Below are 14781 nucleotides of genomic sequence, written 5' to 3'. Positions count from 1 at the left end.
TCCTCCTCCGCTCAGCCGGTTCCGCTCAAGACACCGCAGCCGACGGCCACTTGGCCAGGTGTCCTGCTGTGCGCCACGAAGGGTTGACGCAATGACGCCGAACACCTCCGCCTCCGGCCCCGGCCGGAGAAGCTTCCTCGCCTCCACGGCGGTCGCCACCGTCGCGGTGGCCGGCGGGATGCCGCTGCTGGCCGCCTGCGGTGGCTCCGACAGCGACAAGAAGGAGGGCACGACCTCGGGCAAGGATGCGAAGAAGATCCTTCCCACCTTCGTGGCGCAGAACGTGGTGACGCCGGACATCGCGTCGAAGAACGGCTCCTCGCTCGGTTTCACCAGCAAGCTCGTCACGGCCGACCTGAAGACCTCGGTGTCCGGGAAGCTCGGCAAGGGCAGCACCATCAAGATCATGTCGCCGTTCTGGGGCTCGCCACCGAAGGGCGACAACCCCTACTACAAGGCGATGAACGACAAGATCGGCGCGAACGTCGTCTGGCAGAACCAGGACGGCAACACGTACGACGAGAAGCTGGGCGCGGTCCTCGCCTCCAGCGACATGCCGGACGTCGTGGTGATCCCCGGCTGGAACATGGGCGGCAAGATACCCAGCGCCATCATCAGCAAGATGGCCGACCTCGGCCCGTACCTCTCCGGTGACAAGGTCAAGGACTACCCGAACCTCGCCGCCGTCCCCACCGACGCCTGGCAGCGTTCCATCTTCGGCGGCAAGCTGCGCGGTCTGCCGATGCCCAGCTCGTACGTCGCCAACATCGTGCCGTACTACCGCAAGGACATCTTCGACGACAAGGGTTACGAACTCCCCACCTCGGCGGCCGAGTTCCTGGCCCTGGCCAAGGAGATCACCAGCGCCAGGGCGAAGGTGTGGGCCTGCGACGACATGAAGTGGACGGCGTTCAACAGCTTCGGTGTGCTGTCCGGGAGCGAGAAGCCGCTCGGCTGGAACCTCGTCGGCGGCAAGCTGGTCTACCGCGTGGAGACCGACGAATACCTCGAAGCGCTGGAATGGACGCGCAAGCTGTACTCCGCGGGAGTCGTCCACCCGGACGCCAAGGCGCAGAACCAGGGCGACTCCGGCCTGCGCTTCACCGCAGGCGAAGTCCTCATCTACAACAACGACATCTCGCACTGGTGGGCCAAGACCACCGAACAGGCCGCGCAGAACAAGGACTTCCGTATCGACGGCATGGACATCTTCGGCCATGACGGCGGGGATCCCACGCTGTGGGCCGGGGCGCCCGCGAGCATCTTCGCCTTCGTCAACAAGAAGGCGTCCAAGGCCGTGATCCAGGACGTGCTGGCCGCGGCGAACGTCACCGCCGCCCCGTACGGCACCGAGGAGTACATGCTCACCAACTACGGGGTCGAGGGCACGCACTACACGGTCAAGGACGGCACGCCCACCAAGAACGACAAGGGCAACCTGGAAGTCCTGAACGCCTTCGTGATGCTGGCGAGCCCCGCCTCCACGATCGCGCACCCCGACCTCCCGGAGATCGCGAAGGCGCAGGTCGCCTGGCAGCAGCGGATGGGCGCCTTCACCAAGAAGTCCTCCTTCTACGGCCTGCAGATCATCGAACCGGCCCGGTACACGAACCTCTCCAACGACTTCGAGCAGCTGGAGGACGACATCGTCCGCGGGCGCAAGAAGATCAGCGACATGCAGCAGGCCGTGGCGGACTGGAAGAGCCAGGGCGGCGACAAGTTGCGGGACTGGTACGGGAAGCTGCTGGACGACAGCGGATCCGCGCAGGGGTGACGCGGTGGCTCACGGCACCACTCCACGTGACTCCACTCCAGCTGACGCCACTTCGCGTGACGCCGCTCCACGTGACGCCACTCCAGCTGACGCCGCTTCACGTGGCACCACTACGCGCGGCGGCACTCCGGTGGCCGCCGCGTCCCCCGATCCGGGGGTCACCAGGGCCGAGAAGAGGGCCCTGCACAAGGCCCTGAACGGCGGCGGCAGCTTCAAGGTCCGCTTCAGACGGGACCGCACGCTGGTCCTGATGACCCTGCCGGCCGTCCTGCTGGTCCTGGTCTTCAACTACATACCGATCCTGGGCAACGTCGTCGCCTTCCAGGAGTACGACCCCTACGTCAGCGACAACGGCTTCGTCGCCATCTTCCACAGCCCGTGGGTCGGCTTCGAACAGTTCTCCCGGCTGTTCGACGACTCGGCGTTCTGGGACGCCGTCCAGAACACCCTCGTCCTGTTCGGGCTGCAACTGGTCCTCTTCTTCCCGGTCCCGATCCTGCTCGCGCTGCTCATCAACAGCGTGATCAGGCCCCGGGTGCGGGCGGTGTCGCAGGCGATCCTCTATCTGCCGCACTTCTTCTCCTGGGTGCTGGTCATCACCGTCTTCCAGCAGATCTTCGGCGGCGCCGGCATCATCGCGCAGACCCTGCGCCGGCACGGCCACGAGGGCTTCGACCTCATGACCGACCCGGGAATCTTCAAGTTCCTGGTGACGGCGGAAGGCGTGTGGAAGGACGCCGGCTGGGGCGTCATCGTCTTCCTCGCCGCGCTGGCCTCCGTCAGCCCGGATCTGTACGAGGCCTCGGCGATGGACGGGGCCGGCCGGTGGCGCCGCATGTGGCACGTCACGCTGCCCGCGCTGCGCCCGGTGATCGCCCTGCTCCTCGTGCTGCGCGTCGGTGACGCGCTCACGGTCGGCTTCGAGCAGATCCTGCTGCAGCGGGACGCGGTGGGGCCGGGCGCGGCGGAGGTCCTCGACACCTATGTGTGGTGGAACGGTGTCCGCAACCAGGACTTCAGTTACGCGGCGGCGGCCGGCCTGGTCAAGGGCGTGGTCAGTCTCGGACTCGTCCTCGCCGCGAACAAGATCGCCCATCTCATGGGCGAGCAGGGGGTGTACAAGAAATGAGCGCCGTGACCGACAGTGCCGTGACCGACGAACGGCCTCGGGCCGCGGGACGGAAGGCGCCCGGCCGCTGGGCGGCTCCGCCTAGGCCCGTCTGGGAGGAGGAGCCGCACCGGGCCGGACTCGCGGGCAAGGGCATCGCCCTGGGCCTGGCCTGTCTGGCCGTCCTGTTCCCGCTGTGGATCGTCGTCGTCACCAGCCTGTCCACGAAGCAGACCATCAGCGACGCGGGCGGCCTGGTGCTGGTCCCCAGGGACCTCACCTTCATCGCCTACCAGGAGCTGCTGAGCGGCGGCCAGGTCACCCGCGCCACCGTCGTCAGCCTGGGCGTCACCGTGGTCGGCACGCTGTTCTCGATGACGGTGTCGATCCTCTGCGCGTACGGGCTCTCGCGCATCGGGTCGCTCGGGCACCGCTGGTTCCTGATGACGCTGCTCGCCACGATGTTCTTCGGCGCCGGGCTCATTCCGACGTATCTGCTGGTGCAGTCGCTGGGGCTGACGGACACGTATCTCGCGCTGATCCTGCCGAGCGCGATCAGTGTCTTCAACATCCTGGTGCTGCGCGCGTTCTTCATGGGCATCTCGCCGGAACTCACCGACAGCGCGCGGATCGACGGGGCGGGGGACTGGCGGATCCTCTGGCAGATCGTGCTCCCGCTCTCCCGGGCCGTCATCGCGGTGATCACGCTCTTCTACGCCGTCGGGTACTGGAGTGCGTGGTTCAACGCGTCGATCTATCTGAGCGATCAGGACATGATGCCGCTGCAGAACGTGATGATCCAGCTCGTGCAGAAGCAGGAGCCTCCGGTGGGGTTGGGGCAGGCGATCCGGGCTGGACAGTTGTCCGCGCTTGCTGTGCAGATGGCTGTGATGGTGCTGGCGTTGTTGCCGGTTGCTTTCCTGTCCCCCTTCGTGCAGAAGCACTTCAAGAAGGGGATGTTGACCGGCGCGGTCAAAGGGTGACGGGTTGCCCCGCTGGGGGTGTTTGTCGGGTGCCGGTCCGCTGTGGCTGGCCGCGCCGTTCCCCGCGCCCCTTCGGGGCGCCTCCCGGGGCGCCCCCCGGGGGCCTGCCCCTCCCAATGGAACGAGGTATGTCATGTGCGCGACCAGTTCCCACCGCCGAGTCGGTCTTGCCGATGTCGTCCGCGGGCGCGTGCTCTTCGGTGGGGACTACAACCCCGAGCAGTGGCCCGAAGAGGTCTGGCACGAGGACGTACGCCTCATGCGGGAGGCGGGGGTCAATTCCGTCACGCTCGGTGTGTTCTCCTGGGCGAAGATCGAACCGCGGCCAGGAGCACGGGAGTTCGGCTGGCTGGACCGGCTCATGGACCTCGTGCACGAGAACGGCATCGGGGTCGTCCTCGCCACCCCGACCTCCTCGCCCCCGTCCTGGCTGGGGCGGCTCCACCCGGACACCCTGCCCCGTGACGCGGACGGCCGCACCGAGTGGTGGGGCGGCCGGCAGCACTTCTCGCACTCCAGCGCCACCTACCGCCGTCACGCCGCCGCGATCACCGAGGACCTGGCCGCCCGCTACGGCAGCCACCCCGCACTCACCATGTGGCACATCAACAACGAGTACTGCACCTACGACTGGGGCGACGAGGCGGCCGGCACGTTCCGCCGCTGGCTCCGGGACAGGTACGGCACGCTCGACGCGCTCAACACGGCCTGGGGAACGGCCTTCTGGAGCCAGGGATACGGCGACTGGGAGGAGGTCCTGCCGCCGCGCCGCGCCCACTACCTGAACAACCCCACCCAGGTGCTCGACTTCAAGCGCTACACGTCCGACATGCTCCTGGAGTGTTACGTCGCCGAGCGGGACATCGTCCGCCGGCACTCCCCGGACCTCCCGGTGACCACCAACTTCATGCCGATGTGGGCGGGGCAGGACGCCTGGCGGTGGGCCGGAGAGGAGGACGTCGTCTCCGTCGACCTCTATCCGGATCCGCGCGACCCCTTCGGCGCACAGGAGGGCGCGCTCGTCCAGGACATGACGCGTTCCCAGGCGCGCGGGCCGTGGATGCTGATGGAGCAGGCGGCGGGGTCGGTGAACTGGCGGGGCGTGAACCACCCCAAGCCGCGCGGCCTCAACCGGCTCTGGTCCCTCCAGGCGGTCGCCCGGGGCGCCGACGCCGTCTGCTACTTCCAGTGGCGGCAGTCCCGCCAGGGCGCGGAGAAGTTCCACTCGGGCATGCTCGGCCACGCGGGGGAGCAGGGCCGCACCTACCAGGAGGTCAGGCAGCTCGGCGCCGAGCTGCGGCGGATCGGCCCGCAGGTGACGGGACAGCACAATCCCTCCCAGGTCGCGATCCTCCACGAGTGGCACGCCTGGTGGGCGGGCGAGCAGGACGGACGGCTCTCCCGCGAGGTCGGGTACCAGCAGGTCGTACGGGCCTGGCATCGCGCCCTGTGGGAGGCCCACATCACCACGGACTTCGCCCACCCCGAGCACGACCTGTCCGCGTACCGCCTCGTCGTCGTGCCGCAGCTCTACCTCCTCACCGACACGGCGATCGACAACCTCGTCGCGTACGTACGAGGAGGCGGCACCCTCGTCTGCGGCTTCCTGACCGGGATCGCGGACGAGGACGACCGGGTGCGGCCCGGCGGCATGGACGGGCGGCTGCGGGAGCTGTTCGGCATCCGCACCCTGCACGAGTGGTGGCCGCTCGGCCCCGGCGAGTACGCCGAGTGCGACGGCTTCCGGGGCACGCTGTGGTCCGAGGAGATCGACGCCGGGACCGAGGAGACCGAGGACGTCGTCGCGCTCTCCCGCTACAAGGGCGGCGAACTCGACGGACTGCCCGCCGTGCTGCGCAGGGGCCGCGCCTGGTACGTCTCCACGCTGCCCGAACCCGCCGCGCTGCGCGAGCTGCTGGAGGGCGTGGCCGCCGGCGCGGGGGTACGGCCGGTGCTCGACGGACTGCCCACACAGGTGGAGGCCGTACGGCGGGGCGATCTGCTCTTCGTCCTCAACCACGGGCGTGAGCCGGTCACGGTGGAGGTGCCGGGGGAGTACCGGGACCTGCTCGGTGAGCGACGGGTCACGGACACCCTCGCACTGGGCCGGTACGGAGTGGCGGTGCTGTCCCCATGACCACCGGTACGCAGGACCCGTCGTCCCCCTCGCCGCACGGCACCTGGGAGCCGACCCCGGCCGCCCGCTGGGAGGACGCCTTCCTGAGCGGCAACGGCCGCCACGGCACCCTTGTGTTCGGTGATCCGAACGACGACCGGGTGATCGTCACCCATCACACCCTTGTCCGGCCCAACGGCGGCGAACACGCCCGGCCTCCGGAACTCGCGGCCGAACTGCCCCCGTTGCAGGACCGGTTGCTCGCGGGAGACCTGACGGCGGCCGAGGAGTTCACGGACGGCCGCCCCCTGCAGTGGGTGCAGCCCTTCCACCCCGCCTTCCAGGTACGGCTGCGCAGGCCGTCCGACGACGGGGAGCGCGACTACCGCCGCTCGCTCGACTTCACCACGGGTGTCGCCGAATCGTCCTGCGCGGACTGGCGCAGCCGCGTCTTCGTCTCGCGGGCCGACGACGTGATCGTCCAGTACGTGACCGCCCCCGGGCCCGCCCTGGACATCACGCTGGACCACCGGCTCCCCGGTGCCCCCGACGGACTGGGCGTCAGCGACGGAGCGGTCCTCACCCCCGAGGGCGCCGTGCTCACCCTGAGCGCCCGCTATCCCGGCAGGGACCGCGCGTACACCGGCGTGACGCTCGCCGTGGTCACCGGCGGCCGTACGACGCTGACGGCGCCCGGTTTGCGCGTGTCGGGCGCCGAGTCGGTCCTGCTGCTGACCCGCGTGCAGCGGCACACCGGGGACCTGGACACGGTGGCGCGGACACAGGAGCTGCGCGCGCTGCTCCCGGACGGCGGCGAACCGGACGGCGGCGAACCGTACGACGTGCTCCTGAAGCGCCATCTGCGCCTCCACCGCACCGCGTACTCCCGCGTCTCGCTCGCCCTCGAAGCCGACGACAGCGAACGCGCCCTCCCCGGCTCCGAGTTGCTCAAGCGGCCAGGGAGCCCCGCCCTCCTCGAACGGCTCTTCGCGGCCGGCCGCCACCACCTGCTGTCCGCGAGCGGGATGCTCCCGCCGAGGCTCACCGGGCTGTGGACCGGCGACTGGGACACGGCCTGGTCCGGCGCCTTCACCACGGACGCCAACCTCAACCTGCAGACCGCCTCGGCCGTCGCGGGCGCCCTCCCCGAGGTCGTCGAAGCCCATGCCGCCCTCGTCCACGGGCAGGTGCCGCACTGGCGGGACAACGCCCGAGCCGTCTTCGGCGCCCGAGGCGTGGTCGCCCCGCCCCACACGGACGGCGAGTCCGGGCACACGTACCACTTCAGCCGTGAGTACCCCCTGCACCTGTGGACGGCGGGCGCCGACTGGCTGCTCAAGCCCCTCGTCGACCACGACGAGGCCCGTGGGGCGCGCGACCCGCGACTCGCGGCCGTTCTCGCCGAAGTCGCCCTGTTCTACGAGGACTTCCTCACCCGCACCGACGAGCACGGGCAGCTCGTCGTCGTCCCCTCCTACTCGCCCGAGAACCGTCCGGCGAACCCGGACGCGAGCTGGGGTGCGGTCAACGCCGCCATGGACCTCTCCGCGGCCCGCCACGCCCTGCTGACGGCCGCCGCGTACCACCCGGGCCCCGACGCCGACCGCTGGCGGGCCCTCGCCGGGCGGCTGCCCCCGCACCGCGTCAACGACGACGGGGCGCTGGCCGAGTGGGCGTGGCCCGGCCTCGACGACACCTACGACCACCGGCATCTCAGCCATCTGTACGGTGTGTGGCCGCTCGACGAGATCAATCCCTACGACACCCCGGAGCTCGCGGCAGCCGCGTACCGGGCGCTCGAACTACGCGGTGCCGAGAACGACTCCGCGCACGGCCATCTGCACCACGCCCTCGTCGCGGCCCGGCTGCGGGACGGTGAGCGGGTCGCGCACGCGCTCGGCCAGGTGCTGGCGGGCGACTTCTTCCACGCCTCCCTCATGAGCGCGCACTACCCGCACCGGGACGTCTACAACGCGGACGCCGCTCACACCCTGCCCGCGCTGATCATCGAGACGCTGATCCAGTCGACCCCCGACCGGCTGGTCCTGCTGCCCGCACTGCCCGCCGCCTTCCCGGCGGGCGGACTCCGGGGCGTACGGACACGGTTCGGTGCCGTGATCGACCTCGACTGGGGTCCGCGGGAGGTCCGGGCGGTGGTCCGGCCCACCCGCACCCACTCCGTCGACCTGAGAACTCCTTCCGGCGCGCGCCGGCTCTCCCTGCGCGCCGGGGAGGACCGCGTCCTCACCCTGGGGCCGCGGCAGACGCACAGCGAAGCCATCCCCCACATCCCCCCACCCATGGAAGGGACACCATGGCACCACGCACGCTGAACACGAGGACGAACAGGGCGAGCAGGACCGGGAACCGGATCGCCAAGGCGCTGCTGGCGCCCGCGCTCGCTCTCGGAGTGACCGTCGGGCTCGCCTCCGCCCCCGCCTCCGCCGCGATCTGGAACTCCTGCGACCAGTGGGGCAACACCAGCCTCAACGGCTACACGCTCTACAACAACATCTGGGGCTCCGGCGCGGGCAGCCAGTGCATCTGGGCCAACTCCGGCACCAACTGGGGAGTCTGGGCCAACCACCCCAACACCGGCGGCATCAAGTCGTACCCCAACTCCAAGAAGGTGATCAACAAGACGATCACCTCGCTCGGCTCGCTCTCCAGCAGCTACAACGTCACGGTCCCGTCGGCCGGCGCGTACAACACCTCGTACGACATCTGGGACACCGACTACGACTACGAGATCATGCTCTGGGTCAACTACAACGGGGCCGTCGGTCCGCTCGGCACCTCGCAGGGCAATGTCACCCTCGGCGGTCACACCTGGTCCGTCTACAAGGGCAGCAACGGCGCCAACGAGGTCTTCTCGTTCCTGCGCACCTCCGACTCGAACTCGGGCAGCGTCAGCATCCTGCCGATCCTCAAGTGGATCAAGGACACCAAGGGCTGGATGGGCAACGAGACCATCGGTGACGTCCAGTTCGGCTTCGAGGTCACGTCCTCGTCCGGCGGCCTGGACTTCGTCACCAACAACCTGACGGTCAGCAGCAGCTGACCGTCAGGTGCGGCGCGCGGCTACTCGGCGACGGGCAGCCGCGCGCCGTCGCGCAGGAACAGCGGGATGCGGTCCAGCGGGGCGTCGACGGTCACGGCCGCGCCGCCCCGGTACTCCTGGCCGGTCCACGCGTCCGTCCAGCGCGCGCCCGCCGGAAGATACGCCGTACGGACCGTCGCGCCCGCCGTGAGCACCGGCGCGACCAGCAGATCCCGGCCGAAGAGGTACGAGTCGTCCACGGACCAGGCAGCCTGGTCGTCCGGGAACTCCAGGAACAGCGGCCGCATCACCGGCAGCCCCTCCTCATGGGCCTCCCGCATGACATCGAGCACGTACGGCTTCAGACGCTCGCGCAGATGGAGGTACTTCTCCAGGATCGGCCGGGCCTGTTCGCCGTACGACCACACCTCGTTCGGGCCGCCGGTCATCTCCGGGCCGAGCGGGGTGCCCGGGTCACGGAAGCCGTGCAGCCGCATCAGCGGGGACAGCGCGCCGAACTGGAACCAGCGGATCATCACCTCGCGGTACGCCGGGTCGTCCGGGTCGCCGCCGTGGAAGCCGCCGATGTCGGTGTTCCACCAGGGGATGCCGGACAGCGAGGTGTTGAGGCCCGCCGCTATCTGGCGGCGCAGCGTCGCGAAGTCCGTGCCGATGTCACCGGACCACAGAGCGGCCCCGTAGCGCTGACTGCCCGCCCACGCCGAACGGTTGAGGGTGACGATCTCGCTCTCGCCGGCCGCCAGCATGCCCTCGTGGAAGGCGCGGGAGTTCTCGCGCGGATACATGTTGCCCACTTCGAGGCCGGGGCCCGCCCAGTAGCGCAGGTTCTCCTGGAAGCCGGGCTTCAGCTCGGGCTCGCAGGCGTCCAGCCAGAAGGACGTGATCCCGTACGGGGTCAGATAGTTGTCCCTGATCTTCGACCAGAGGAACTCGCGCGCCTCGGGGTTCGTCGCGTCGTAGAAGGCGACCTGGACCGTGGAGGCGACCTCCTTGTCCGGCCAGTCGGCGTGCGCCATCGGCCCGTACTGCGTGCCGACGAACCAGCCTCGCTGCTCCATGAGCCGGTGGTTCTCGGAGAGCGGTGAGACGGACGGCCACACGGACACGACGAGCTTGATGCCCAGCTCCGCCAGCTCCCGCTGCATCCCCGCCGGGTCGGGCCACTCGGCCGGGTCGAACTTCCAGTCGCCCAGGTGTGTCCAGTGGAAGAAGTCGCAGACGATGACGTCGATGGGCAGCCCGCGGCGCTTGTACTCCCGCGCTACGCTCAGGAGTTCGTCCTGGGTGCGGTAGCGCAGCTTGCACTGCCAGAAGCCCGCCGCCCACTCGGGCAGCATCGGCGTACGGCCTGTCACCGCGCTGTACCGGCGCTGCGCGTCGGCCGGATTCCCCGCCGTGATCCAGTAGTCGATCTGCCGGGCCGAGTCCGCCACCCAGCGCGTGCCGTTGCCCGCCAGCTCGACCCGGCCGATCGCCGGGCTGTTCCACAGCAGGGTGTAACCGCGGCTGGAGGTGAGGACCGGGATGGTCACCTCGGCGTTGCGCTGGACCAGGTCGAGGACGGCACCCTTCTGGTCGAGCAGCCCGTGCTGGTGCTGCCCCAGGCCGTACAGCTTCTCGCCCTCGTACGCGGCGAAGCGCTGCTCCAGGCGGTGGTAGCCGTTGCCCACGGGGGTGTAGAGCCGCGGTCCGGGCCACCAGAAGTGGGCGCGCTCCTCGGTGAGGAGTTCGGCCCCGTCGCCGGTCCGCACGAAGCGGATCAGTCCCTCCGCGTCGACCTCGACCGTCAGCGCGCCGACGGTCAGCAGGCCCCGGCCGCCCTCGATCTTGACGGTGGCCCCGGTGGGGGGCGCCTCGTCGAGCACGGCGGCGGGCAGGCCCTCCAGGACGGGACCGCCGAGCCTGGCCCGGACCCGTACGGCGTCGGGGCCCCACGGCTCGATGCGTACGGTCTCCTGCCGGCCGCTCCACTCCAGCGCGCCGTCGCGTTCACGGAACGTGCCGACGGTGGGGGAGGACTGGGCGAGACTCGCGGACCCCGAACCGGACTGTCCCGGCTGCCCGGACCGTTCCGGCCGGTTCTCGACATGCTGATTCATGCGGAGTGCTCCTGAAGGGAGGAGTGACGACAAGACCCGGTTACGCGGCTCCGGAGGACCAGGTCGGGGGGAGTTGAGCGGGAGCGAGAACGGGAGCGGGTGCGGGTGCGGGAACGGATGTGTGGCGGAGGTGGGGCGGGTCAGGAGGTGGCCGGGGCCGGGCCCGTACTCGCCCGGACCGTCAACTCGGGCGCGATGAGCACGACTTCGTCCTTGCCGCGCCCTTCCAGCTTGGCGATCAGACGCTCCACCGCGTTACGGCCCATCTCCTGGGCGGGGATGGCGACCGAGGTCAGCCGCACCGAGGCCTGGACGGCGACCTGGTCCGGGCAGATCGCGATCACCGAGACGTCCTCCGGCACGGCCCGGCCCTGCCGGCGCAGCAGCGCGAGCAGCGGCTCGACCGCCGACTCGTTCTGCACGACGAACCCCGTGGTGCCGGGGCGTTCGTCGAAGACCCTGGCCAAGGTCAGGGACATGGCGTCGAAGCCGCCCTCGCACGGGCGGTGCAGCACGCGCAGACCCAGCTCGCGCGAGCGGGACCTGAGCCCGTCGAGCGTGCGCTCGGCGAACCCCGTGTGCCGTTCGTACACCGCGGGCGCCTCACCGATGACAGCGATGTCACGGTGTCCGAGCATCGCGAGATGTTCGGCGCACAGCGCGCCCGTCGCACCGAAGTCGAGGTCCACGCAGGTCAGACCACTGGTGTCGGCGGGCAGCCCGATCAGGACGGACGGCTGCTCGGTGTCACGCAGCAGCGGCAGCCGCTCGTCGTCCAGCTCGACGTCCATCAGGATCATCGCGTCGGCGAGCCCGCTGCCGGTGATCCGGCGCACGGCGTCGGGGCCCTCCTCGCCGGTGAGCAGCAGCACGTCGTACCCGTGGGAGCGGGCCGAGGTCGTCACCGCGATGGCGATCTCCATCATCACGGGTACGTACATGTCCGTGCGGAGCGGGATCATCAGCGCGATGATGTTGGACCGGCTGCTTGCCAGCGCCCGGGCTCCCGCGTTGGGGTGGTAGCCGAGCACCTGGATGCTCTCCTCGACCCGCTGCCGGGTGCCCGCGGAGATGGACCGCTTGCCGCTGAGGACATAGCTCACCGTGCTCGCCGAGACTCCGGCGTGCTGGGCGACCTCGGCGAGGGTGACCATCCAGGTCTCCGGTTCTGTGTGAAGCGCTTCGACGGGGCGCTGCGCTGACAGGGGCGAGTGAAGGTGGCTTGACAGTAGCTTGATGGTGGGTGGGTGTCCATAGGTTGTCGAAGCGCTTCGACTCCGTCGGGGGTGGCGGGTGCCCACCGGGGTGGGGGCTCGGGTTTGTCGGCGGGTGCGGCCCGGTGGGGGCTTGTCGCGCAGTTCCCCGCGCCCCTGGAGGGCGGCCCTGCGGGCCTGCCCTCCAGGCCTCCGTATGCGCCCAATGATGCGCCAGGACTGGTGACGTGGGGCGTTATCGGGTACATACGAGCGAGTAGCACCGGTGAGTAACGTAACCGGACCAAGATCCCTATTCGCGGCGAGGTGAGCCTCTTGTCCGCAACACCCCACCAGCCCGCTGTCTCCGAACGTGAGGCCCGTCAGGTCGCCGAGGCCGCGCGGGAGCAGGACTGGCGCAAACCCAGCTTCGCCAAGGAGCTGTTCCTCGGCCGCTTCCGGCTCGACCTGATCCACCCCCACCCGATGCCGCCCGGTGAGGACGCCCGGCGCGGTGAGGAGTTCCTCGCCAAGCTGCACGACTTCTGCGAGACGAAGATCGACTCCGCGCTCATCGAGCGGGAGGCCCGTATCCCCGACGAGGTGATCAACGGGCTCAAGGAGCTCGGCGCCCTCGGGATGAAGATCGACACGAAGTACGGCGGGCTCGGTCTGACGCAGGTCTACTACAACAAGGCCCTCGCGCTGATCGGTTCGGCGAACCCGGCGCTCGGCGCCCTGTTCTCCGCGCATCAGTCGATCGGCGTACCGCAGCCGCTGAAGCTCTTCGGCACCCAGGAGCAGAAGGACGCCTTCCTGCCGCGCCTGGCCCGTACCGACATCTCCGCCTTCCTGCTCACCGAACCGGACGTGGGGTCCGACCCGGCGCGGCTGGCCACCAGTGCCGTGCCGGACGGGGAGGACTACGTCCTCGACGGGGTCAAGCTCTGGACGACCAACGGCGTGGTCGCGGACCTGCTCGTCGTCATGGCGCGCGTGCCGAAGTCCGAGGGCCACAAGGGCGGCATCACCGCCTTCGTCGTGGAGGCCGCCGCCGAGGGCGTCACCGTCGAGAACCGCAACGCGTTCATGGGGCTGCGCGGCCTGGAGAACGGCGTCACGCGCTTCCACCAGGTCCGGGTGCCCGCCGCGAACCGCATCGGCGCCGAGGGGGCCGGGCTCAAGATCGCCCTGACCACCCTCAACACCGGACGGCTCTCACTGCCCGCGATGTGCGTCGGCGCCGGCAAGTGGTGTCTGAAGATCGCCCGCGAGTGGTCGTCCGTACGGGAGCAGTGGGGCAAGCCGGTCGCCCACCACGAGGCGGTGGGCGCGAAGATCTCCTTCATCGCGGCGACCACGTTCGCCCTGGAGGCCGTCCTCGACCTGTCGTCCCAGATGGCCGACGAGGACCGCAACGACATCCGCATCGAGGCCGCCCTCGCCAAGCTGTTCGGCTCCGAGATGGCCTGGCTGATGGCCGACGAACTGGTCCAGATCCGCGGCGGCCGGGGCTTCGAGACCGCCGACTCGCTGGCCGCCCGCGGCGAACGGGCCGTCCCCGCCGAACAGGTGCTGCGCGACCTGCGCATCAACCGCATCTTCGAGGGCTCGACGGAGATCATGCACCTCCTGATCGCCCGCGAGGCCGTCGACGCCCACCTCTCCGTCGCCGGTGACCTCATCGACCCCGACAAGTCCCTGGCCGACAAGGCGAAGGCGGGCGCGAACGCCGGGGTCTTCTACGCCAAGTGGTTCCCGAAGCTGGTCGCGGGCGCCGGTCAGCTCCCGCGCGCGTACGGGGACTTCCACCCGGCCGGGCACGTCGACCTCTCCGGCCACCTGCGGTACGTGGAACGCTCGGCCCGCAAGCTCGCCCGCTCCACCTTCTACGCCATGTCGCGCTGGCAGGGCCGGATGGAGACCAAACAGGGGTTCCTCGGCCGGATCGTCGACATCGGCGCCGAACTGTTCGCGATGAGCGCCGTCTGCGTCCGCGCCGAACTCCTGCGCACCACCGAGGCGCACGGCCGCGAGGCGTACCAGCTCGCGGACGCCTTCTGCGGTCAGTCCCGCATTCGCGTCGAAGAACTCTTCGGCCGCCTGTGGTCCAACACCGACGACGTCGACCGCAAGGTCGTCAAGGGCGTCCTCGGCGGCGCCTACACCTGGCTGGAGAACGGAATCGTCGACCTCTCGGGCGACGGCCCCTGGATCGCCGACGCGACCCCCGGAACATCAGCAAAAGAAAACGTCCACCGCCCCATCCGCTGACCTTTCCCCCAGGAATGCACTGCTGCCCCCGCCGCCATTCTGCTGCTTGCCGCACAGAATTTCTGCGTCAACAATGAGCGGACCGGCGAGCGGGGGCAGCGCCCCTGAGGGGGCGCGGGGAACGGCGCAGTCTTTTCGCTTTTCAGGGGCGCGGGGCTGTGACATATGCGGCT

9 protein-coding genes are annotated in these 14781 nt (G+C 69.8%); 7 read left to right on the top strand and 2 right to left on the bottom strand.

Going from position 1 to position 14781, the window contains the following annotated elements:
* The first annotated feature begins 91 nt into the window (after window positions 1–91).
* From C6Y14_RS39540 to C6Y14_RS39515, 6 genes are all read left to right on the top strand, one after another.
* Window positions 92–1774, top strand: coding sequence for a type 2 periplasmic-binding domain-containing protein (locus C6Y14_RS39540; protein WP_107021757.1), 1683 nt, complete (start codon window positions 92–94; stop codon window positions 1772–1774).
* Between the two features lie 4 nt (window positions 1775–1778).
* The gene (locus tag C6Y14_RS39535) at window positions 1779–2903 is read left to right on the top strand and encodes an ABC transporter permease (protein ID WP_107021756.1); all 1125 of its coding nucleotides are present in this window, start codon (window positions 1779–1781) and stop codon (window positions 2901–2903) included.
* Entirely contained in the window at window positions 2900–3865 is a 966-nt protein-coding gene (locus C6Y14_RS39530; RefSeq protein WP_107021755.1) for a carbohydrate ABC transporter permease, read from the top strand. The genes C6Y14_RS39535 and C6Y14_RS39530 overlap by 4 nt, the downstream gene beginning before the upstream one ends.
* 133 nt (window positions 3866–3998) lie before the next feature.
* Window positions 3999–6002, top strand: a complete 2004-nt coding sequence (locus C6Y14_RS39525) for a beta-galactosidase (protein WP_107021754.1) — start codon at window positions 3999–4001, stop codon at window positions 6000–6002.
* Window positions 5999–8314 carry a glycosyl hydrolase family 95 catalytic domain-containing protein gene (locus C6Y14_RS39520; protein WP_107021753.1) on the top strand — a complete coding sequence of 772 codons (2316 nt, stop codon included), beginning with the start codon at window positions 5999–6001 and terminating at the stop codon, window positions 8312–8314. Before C6Y14_RS39525 ends, C6Y14_RS39520 begins: the two co-directional genes overlap by 4 nt.
* Window positions 8296–9042 carry a glycoside hydrolase family 12 protein gene (locus C6Y14_RS39515; RefSeq protein WP_107021752.1) on the top strand — a complete coding sequence of 249 codons (747 nt, stop codon included), beginning with the start codon at window positions 8296–8298 and terminating at the stop codon, window positions 9040–9042. The genes C6Y14_RS39520 and C6Y14_RS39515 overlap by 19 nt, the downstream gene beginning before the upstream one ends.
* A 20-nt stretch (window positions 9043–9062) precedes the next feature.
* Here C6Y14_RS39515 and C6Y14_RS39510 read toward each other — a convergent pair whose 3' ends face one another.
* Complete coding sequence (locus C6Y14_RS39510; protein WP_107021751.1) at window positions 9063–11141, bottom strand: glycoside hydrolase family 31 protein; 2079 nt, start codon at window positions 11139–11141, stop codon at window positions 9063–9065.
* Window positions 11142–11281: 140 nt separating this feature from the next.
* The gene (locus C6Y14_RS39505; RefSeq protein WP_107021750.1) at window positions 11282–12295 is read right to left on the bottom strand and encodes a LacI family DNA-binding transcriptional regulator; all 1014 of its coding nucleotides are present in this window, start codon (window positions 12293–12295) and stop codon (window positions 11282–11284) included.
* Between the two features lie 366 nt (window positions 12296–12661).
* Here C6Y14_RS39505 and C6Y14_RS39500 point away from each other — a divergent pair, with 366 nt between their 5' ends.
* Window positions 12662–14608, top strand: coding sequence for an acyl-CoA dehydrogenase family protein (locus C6Y14_RS39500; protein ID WP_199855023.1), 1947 nt, complete (start codon window positions 12662–12664; stop codon window positions 14606–14608).
* The last annotated feature ends 173 nt before the right edge of the window (window positions 14609–14781 follow it).

This window comes from Streptomyces dioscori, from assembly GCF_003024195.1.
In the GTDB taxonomy this organism is placed as follows: domain Bacteria; phylum Actinomycetota; class Actinomycetes; order Streptomycetales; family Streptomycetaceae; genus Streptomyces; species Streptomyces dioscori.
This window is presented reverse-complemented; position numbering and strand designations above follow the sequence as displayed.

Coding starts and splice junctions, on each gene's coding strand:
- C6Y14_RS39520 (WP_107021753.1), top strand. CDS start 5,999: ATGACCACCGGTACGCAGGACCCGTCGTCCCCCTCGCCGCACGGCACC.
- C6Y14_RS39505 (WP_107021750.1), bottom strand. CDS start 12,295: ATGGTCACCCTCGCCGAGGTCGCCCAGCACGCCGGAGTCTCGGCGAGC.
- C6Y14_RS39515 (WP_107021752.1), top strand. CDS start 8,296: ATGGCACCACGCACGCTGAACACGAGGACGAACAGGGCGAGCAGGACC.
- C6Y14_RS39540 (WP_107021757.1), top strand. CDS start 92: ATGACGCCGAACACCTCCGCCTCCGGCCCCGGCCGGAGAAGCTTCCTC.
- C6Y14_RS39510 (WP_107021751.1), bottom strand. CDS start 11,141: ATGAATCAGCATGTCGAGAACCGGCCGGAACGGTCCGGGCAGCCGGGA.
- C6Y14_RS39530 (WP_107021755.1), top strand. CDS start 2,900: ATGAGCGCCGTGACCGACAGTGCCGTGACCGACGAACGGCCTCGGGCC.
- C6Y14_RS39525 (WP_107021754.1), top strand. CDS start 3,999: ATGTGCGCGACCAGTTCCCACCGCCGAGTCGGTCTTGCCGATGTCGTC.